Here is a 7,645-nt window from a genome sequence, read left to right on the forward strand (position 1 = left end):
TCGTGGCTTACCCCTCTCTCCAACTCTCCCCCGCAAGGGGGGAGAGAGCCCACCCGTTCGTGCCCCCCTGACTCACCTGTACTGCGCAGCGTCTGCTGCATTCGTTTCAACCGCTCCTCGTCCTCATCGAGCCAGTGAAAGCCGTCGATCTGGCGGAAGCCGAGCCGGACCGCGCAGTGATCACCGACCTTCTCCTCCAGCGTGTTCTGCGCAAAGCTGAAGGAGACGTCGACCTCGCGCACCGTGACGCCGTTGTGGCGGGCGTCGCCGACGATCTGCGCCGGGGCATAGAAACCCATCGGCTGCGAGTTGAGCAGGCCGCAGCAGAACGCATCGGGATGATAATGCTTCAGCCATGACGAGATGTAGACGAGCTGGGCAAAGCTCGCGGCGTGGCTTTCCGGAAAGCCGTAGGAGCCGAACCCCTTGATCTGGTCGAAGCAGCTGCGGGCGAAATCTGGATCGTAGCCGCGCGCCACCATGTTGCCGACCAGCTTCTCCTCATAGCTGCCGATGGTGCCGAGATTGCGGAAGGTCGCCATCGAGCGGCGCAGGCCGTTGGCCTCCTCGGAGGAGAAATGCGCCGCCTCGATCGCGATCCGCATCGCCTGCTCCTGGAACAGCGGCACGCCCAGCGTCTTGTGCAGGACGTTGTAGAGTTCGTTCTTGTCGCCCTTGTCAGATGCCGGCGACGGATAGCTCACCTGCTCCTGCTTGTTGCGCCGGCGCAGATAGGGATGCACCATGTCGCCCTGGATCGGTCCGGGGCGCACGATCGCGACCTCGATGACGAGATCGTAGAAGGTGCGCGGTTTGAGCCGCGGCAGCATGTTCATCTGTGCCCGGCTCTCGACCTGGAACACGCCGAGCGACTCGCCACGGCACAGCATGTCGTAGACCTTCTCGTCGTCCGGCGGGACCGAGGCAAGCTCCCAGCGTTTGCCCTTGTGGTCATCGATCAGATCGAAGCATTTGCGGATGCAGGTCAGCATGCCCAAAGCGAGCACGTCGACCTTCATCATGTGCAGCGCGTCGACGTCGTCCTTGTCCCATTCGATGAAGGTGCGATCGTCCATCGCGGCGTTGCCGATCGGCACATAGGTGTCGAGCCGGTCCTGAGTCAGCACGTAGCCGCCGACATGCTGGGAGAGATGGCGCGGAAACTCGATCAGCTCGGTGGCGAGCTCGACCGCGAGGTTGATCATCGCATTCTTTGGATCGAGCCCGGCCTGCCGCACCTGCATGTCGTTGAGGCCCTTGCCCCAGCTGCCCCACACGGTGTCGGCGAGCGCCGCGGTGACATCCTCGGTCAGCCCGAGCGCCTTGCCGACGTCGCGGATCGCGCTGCGCGGACGATAATGGATCACGGTCGCGATGATCGCCGCGCGATGCCGGCCATAGCGGCGGTAGACATATTGCATCACCTCCTCGCGCCGCGAATGCTCGAAATCGACGTCGATGTCGGGCGGCTCCAGCCGCTCCTTGGAGATGAAGCGCTCGAACAAGAGATCGACCTTGGTCGGATCGACCGAGGTAACGCCGAGCACATAACAGACTGCCGAGTTCGCCGCCGAGCCGCGGCCCTGGCACAGGATGTTCTGGCTGCGCGCATAGTGCACGATGTCGTGCACGGTGAGGAAGTAATGTGCGTATTTCAGCTTCCTGATGAGACGCAATTCCTTGTGCAAGGTCTTCTTGAGTTTAGGCGAAATCCGAGTTGGAAATTTTCGGTGCGCTCCCCTCCAGGTCAAATCCTCCAAATGACGCTGCGCGGTCTTGCCCGGCGGCACCGGCTCGTCGGGATACTGGTATTTGAGCTGGTCGAGCGAGAATGAGATGCGCGCGGCGAAGCGCATGGTTTCCGCGATGGCGGCTGGCCAGTCGCGGAACAGCCTTGCCATTTCATGCGCCGGCTTGAGATGCCGCTCGGCGTTGGCTTCAAGCCGGCGGCCGACCGCCTCAATGGTGGTCTTTTCGCGGATGCAGGTCAGCACGTCCTGCAACGGACGGCGCGCGGGATGGTGATAGAGCACCTCGTTGGTGGCGAGCAGCGGTACGCCCGCTTCGGTGGCGAGGCCATGCAGCCGTGCGAGGCGGCGCCTGTCGTCGCCGCGATAAAGCAGGCTCGCGGCGAGCCAGACGCCATCGGCAGCGCTCGCATTCAATTGAGCGAGCACGTCGAGCGCGTCATCGGTCTCGAAACGATGCGGCAGCGCCAGCACCAAAAGCTGACCTTCGGCGAAATCGACGAGATCAGGCAAGGTGAGCCGGCAGTCGCCCTTCTCGACGCGCTCGGATTTTTGTGTTGACGCGTTTTCTTCACGCGAACCGGTGTCCACTTCGCTGGAAAACGCTCTGCCGCCGCCGCGCTTGCCGCGGGTCAATAGCTGGCACAGCCGGCCATAGGCGGCGCGGTCGCGCGGATAGACCAGGATGTCGGGCGTGCCGTCGATGAAGACGATGCGGGCGCCGACCAGGAATTTGGGCGGATGGGCGACCTTCTCGCTGTCGAGCTCCTTCCAGGCGCGCACCACGCCGGCCAGCGTGTTGTGATCGGCGATCCCGATCACGGGGATTCCGAGCTCGCTCGCCTGATGCACATAGGCGCGCGGATCGGAGCCGCCGCGCAGGAAGGAGAAATTGCTGGTGATGCCGATCTCGGCATAGTCGGGCAGAGGTGTTGTCATGCGAACAGCCCGTGGACATACCAGTTGGCTGGGACCGGCTTGCCTTCCTCGTCGCGCAGCTCGCTTTCGTACAGACCGTCGCGAAAGATCCAGAAGCGCTGGCCCTCGGCATCCTCGACCCGGAAGTAATCGCGGGTCAGCGATGCGCCGTCCTGCTTCCACCATTCCATCGCGATCCGCTCGGGGCCCTCGACCCGCACCACCGCGTGCAAGGCGCGCCGCCAGGTGAACTGGTGCGGCGGACCGTCCGGCACGCTCGCGAATGGCACCTTGATCGGCTCGGGCCGCTCGAACAGCCTGAGTGGCCGTAGCGGCGGCTCGCCCGTGACGCGCTCCGGCCAGGCGGCGGCACTGGCGGCGGCCAGATGATGCTGCGCCGGCAGTGCGAGCGTCGCGCGCTCGGGGATGTGGCTCTCGAGCGGCAGATGCACGACGACGCGTTTGCCGCCGATACGGGCGGCGATGCGATCGATCAGCGCCGATATCTCGTCATTGTCGTGCACCGTGGCGTCGAGATCGCGCTGCTGCTGCACCACGATCTCGGTACGCCCTGCGGCAAGGCGGATGAGATCGAAGCCGAAGCCGGGATCGAGCGGATCGTTGAGCGCATCGAGCCGCTCGCGGAACAGGCGGTCGATCATTTCCGGCCGCGTCACCGGCCGACCGGTCTCGACCATGATCGCCGCGACCTTGCCGTCGGTGCGAAAGAAGCTCGCTTCCAGTTGCCGGGCGCCCTTGCCTTGCTTGTCCATAGCGGCGACCAGCATTTTGGCGAGGCTCGAGAGCGTCGGCGCGATCACGGTATCGGTTGCGACCGGATCGGGGAAACGCTTCTCGACGATGTAATCGGGCAGCGGCTTGCGTGGGCTGATCGGAGCATCGCCCTGTCCGAGCGCGTGGCCGAGCAGGGTGGTGAAGGCCGAACCGAACCGTGCCGAGATCTCGTGCGGGGCGCGCGCGGCAACATCGCCGATGATCTTCAGGCCGGCACGGCGCAGGCCGGTGGTGATGGCAGGATCGGCGCCGAGCGCGGAGACCGGCAACGGGCCGACCGCGTGCGCCTCCGCGCCATCGGCAACGATCTTGCCCGAGACATGGCGCGTCAGCGTGCGCGCCGCGATCGAGGTGCCGGCAATCGCCGCGCTGACGGCAAAGCCGCGCCGGCTCAGCGCGCCGGTCACGACCTGCAGCAGCGCGCGCTCGCCGCCGAACAGATGCGCGCAGCCGGTGATGTCGAGGAACAGGCCATCAGGCGCGTCGAGCGCCACCAGCGGTGTGAAGCGATCGCACCAGTCGGCGATGTCGTTCAACGTCTTCAGGTCGGCCGCGGGATCGGTGTCGTAGACGGTGAGCTCGGGACAGATCGCGCGCGCATTGGCGAGCGGCAGCCCGATCGACAGCCCGGCCCGCACCGCGGCCTCGTCGACGGCATGCAGCAGGATGGCGTTGTGGTCTTTTGCGACCACGACGCTGGGGAGTTCGTTGCTCTTCGTAAGGGACGCATGAGCGGACGGGTTCCCTCCCCCCTTGTGGGGAAGGGTTAGGGAGAGGGGTAAGCCATGTACGCCGGCGTCTGTGGTCCCCCTTTCTCCAACTCTCCCCCGCAAGGGGGGAGAGAGCCCTGCCGATGTGCTCGCCTCACTTGAAGGTTCAGCCACCTCCCGCGCATCAGCTTGCGAGGCGATGTCCTGCGCGAGCTTGCGCTTGATGCGGTCGATGGGCAGGCGTGGCAGCCACAGGCTGAGGATACGCCGACGGTTCACTGAACTGGCACTCATCACATTTCCATTCCATGATCCATCGCCCGACCGGGCCATGACGATTGCGCACTAGTTCGGCATCGAAGCGCGGCGCGCCCCAGGCGGAGGCCGCATTGCCGGGCGGCGAATGCGCCGCGCGCACGATCCAGCGCGTCTCCGCGGTCGAGGGGATCGGCGTCGCCGCGATCCGCAGCACCAGCGCGGTGACGCCGGCAGCCTGCGACGCAAGCGTCAATTTGCGGCTGGCGACGAGATCGAGCTGGCGCGCCTCGCCCCAGACCTCGAGCACCACAGCGCCGAGCGCATCGCAGGCCAGCGCATCGGCCGCGGTGCGCAGGGCGCCATCGACATCGGCGGCGCGCACCGTGACCAGCAGGCGCGGATCGAGGCCGAGCTCGGCAAGCCCGCGCATCGACAGCGCGCCGTTCTCGCGGTCGGAAAAATCCTGCCGCACCCACACCAGCGGCTTGCGCGCCGATAGCCGTCCGGCGAGCCCCGCGATGAAGCCGGTCGCCGCGCCACTTTGATGGCCGGCCGCGAACACCTCGTGCAGCGCAGCCGGTGCAAGCCCGCCGCGCAGCATCGCGTCGGCGCCGCTGTGACCGAGCGCAACGCGGCTCGGCATCGCCGCCTCCGATGACGCCTCGATGCGCGCGATGCTGCCGCGCAGAGACGTAAGCGTACCCGTGCGTGCGCCGTTCATTGCGCCGCTCCTTCCAACCAAAATTTGAAGCCGTCACTGACCTGAACAGAGAGCCAGGGACTGGCCCAAATGTTCATGATATGTTCTAATATAAAGCTAACAGGGCCAGCGGAGTCAATCGGATTGGTGAGCCTGCCGATTCATCAGCGGAATCAAGGGGTTTGGAAGCGGCCGCACCGGCCTTCTCCGCTTTCCCCGCGGCGGTGAGGCGCACGGGCCCGGACATCGGCGGCGTGACGGAAACGGAGCAATCGCATGCATCTCATCGTGCTCGACAACGACACCGATTTCGAAGGCTGGCGCAAAGCCGCACGGCAACTGGCATCGCATGACGTCAGGCCGGCGGACGTCACATGGCAAATACGCAGTGACGACGCGTTGCTGCCGACATCCCGCGCGAACGAGATGCCCGACGCGCCGCAGGTGCAGTTCAACGTCCCCGCCAGATTCGTCGAGCTGGCGCGAACGGCGATCCTGCATTGCCATGACGAGCGCTTCGCCCTGCTCTATCGCCTGCTGTGGCGACTGCGCAGTCATCACGATCTGCTCGGCACGACCATCGATCCTGATGTCGCCGAAGTCCATGCAATGGCACGCGCGGTCTATGGCGACATCGACAGGATGCATGCGCATCTCCGCTTCCGCGAAATCGGCCGCGAGCACAAGGCGCACTACGTCGCCTGGTTCGAGCCCGAGCATCATATCGTCGCGTCCGCCGCACCGTTTTTCGCCAGCCGCTTCGCCGACATGCCGTGGTCGATCCTGACCCCGGATGTCTGCGCGCATTGGGACGGCCACGCGATCTCGATCACGTCAGGCATCGCCAAGTCCGAGGTGCCGAGCGAGGATCGGCTCGAGGAGGTCTGGCGGCGTCATCACAACGGCCTGTTCAATCCCGCCCGGCTGAAACTGATGGAGGCGCCGCAGGCCTATTGGAGGAACCTGCCCGAGGATTCGATCATTAAGCCTTTGATCGAAGACGCCATGCGCATGACCAGCGGTCCCTTCATCGCACGCCGGGCGAGCGAACCGCAGAAGCGGCAGGATGTGCCGATACCCCGCAAGCAGGCCCATGACAGGCAAGCCCATGAAGCGATTGGTGACGCGATCGCCGCCTTGCGCGAAGAGGCCGCCGCTTGCCGCGCCTGTCCACTGTGGAAGGACGCGACACAGACCGTGTTTGGCGAAGGCCCGCAGAACGCGACACTGATGCTGGTCGGCGAACAGCCTGGCGACAAGGAAGACCTCGCCGGCCATCCGTTCGTCGGACCGGCCGGGCAGATGCTCGATCGTGCGCTCAAGGAAGCGGGTATCGATCGCGCCAAGGTCTACATCACCAACGCGGTGAAGCATTTCAAATTCGTGCAGCGCGGCAAGGTCCGGCTGCACCAGAAACCGGGCACGGCGGAGATCCGCACCTGCCGTCCATGGTATCAGCGCGAGCTCGCCGCCGTCAGGCCGGAGCTGGTGGTGGCGCTCGGCGCGACCGCAGCGCAAAGCGTGCTCGGCAAGATCACGCCGATCAACAAGAACCGCGGCAGGCTGATCGAGCACGACGGAACCAGGGTGCTGGTCACAGTGCATCCTTCTTATCTGCTGCGGTTGCCAGACGAGAGCACCAAGGCACTGGAATATCAGCGTTTTATCGACGACCTGAAGATCGCGGCAGGTCAACTGCGCGACGCCGCCGATGCGGCTTGAGTTCCGCAAGACCAGCGGAACTGGAAGACGCACAGCCCTGTGCGAAACTGCTCTGAAATACCTACAACCTTTAATTGATCCGTGATAGCGTAGCACATTCAGACGGTATCGGGCGTCATGTTCACGCCATGACGTACCCTGAGGCAGGCGCGCTGCGCGGTTCGACTAGCCCCAATCGTGCGGCGCGCCACCTCATCTCACCACCTCACTCGCGCGCTACCTCATCCAGCCAGCCGACCCATCTCGTCGCCGCGCTCGTCGGATACTTCGTCGTGAGCTCTCGTCGGCCGGACTGACAGTCCTGTGTGATCTCGTACTCACACTGTCTCGCGCTGTGCAACGCAGGCAGCAAGTTTACGTCGCGATCAACCCGCTTCTGTTGCTGAACATTGCCACGAGATCGAAACAGTGCGCGCACCTTCAATGCGTTGCGCAAAAATTCGGCCCGCCGTCCACCGCCAAGGAGCGCCGCTTCATTTCACGGGCCGGATTTCAATTGCTTGTCATATGCATCGATCAAAATCGGAGGCATTGGGACAGGAGTTTACCATGAGCGATATGGCGTTACCCGGCTCGATCGAACCAGCCTTGAAGAAGGGCCCGGATCTCGACAAGGGCTTTCACCCGATGACGGGTGTCATTTACATGGGCGTGGTTGCGGCCGCCCTGCTGTTTGTTGCCTACAGCATCTATGCCGACGTCGACGCCACCGGCACGCGCGTGACTTCGTTCCTGCCGTACATCATGCTGTTCGTCGCGCTGCTGATCGCGCTCGGCTTCGAATTCGTCAACGG

General features: G+C 64.6%; 4 protein-coding genes and 1 pseudogene. 2 read left to right on the forward strand and 3 right to left on the reverse strand.

The annotated features are described in order from the left end of the window. The 3 genes from B2W55_RS07595 to B2W55_RS07605 all read right to left on the reverse strand — a co-directional run. Window positions 1-2,687: error-prone DNA polymerase (locus B2W55_RS07595; protein WP_291532206.1), on the reverse strand; the 2,687-nt coding region annotated here is incomplete at its 3' end. Beyond that, window positions 2,684-4,465, reverse strand: coding sequence for a Y-family DNA polymerase (locus tag B2W55_RS07600; protein WP_371412451.1), 1,782 nt, complete (start codon window positions 4,463-4,465; stop codon window positions 2,684-2,686). The genes B2W55_RS07600 and B2W55_RS07595, both read right to left, overlap by 4 nt. Then, window positions 4,356-5,150, reverse strand: coding sequence for an ImuA family protein (locus tag B2W55_RS07605; protein ID WP_024579470.1), 795 nt, complete (start codon window positions 5,148-5,150; stop codon window positions 4,356-4,358). The genes B2W55_RS07600 and B2W55_RS07605 overlap by 110 nt, the downstream gene beginning before the upstream one ends. 255 nt (window positions 5,151-5,405) lie before the next feature. Between B2W55_RS07605 and B2W55_RS07610 the strand changes: the two genes are divergently transcribed. After that, on the forward strand, window positions 5,406-6,851 hold the full coding sequence (locus tag B2W55_RS07610) for a UdgX family uracil-DNA binding protein (RefSeq protein WP_024579469.1): 1,446 nt from the start codon (window positions 5,406-5,408) through the stop codon (window positions 6,849-6,851). A gap of 549 nt (window positions 6,852-7,400) precedes the next feature. Then, window positions 7,401-7,645 (forward strand): annotated as a pseudogene (locus B2W55_RS07615) (inorganic phosphate transporter); the annotation flags it as partial.

Source organism: Bradyrhizobium sp. UBA2491 (genome assembly GCF_002341725.1).
Lineage (GTDB): Bacteria > Pseudomonadota > Alphaproteobacteria > Rhizobiales > Xanthobacteraceae > Bradyrhizobium.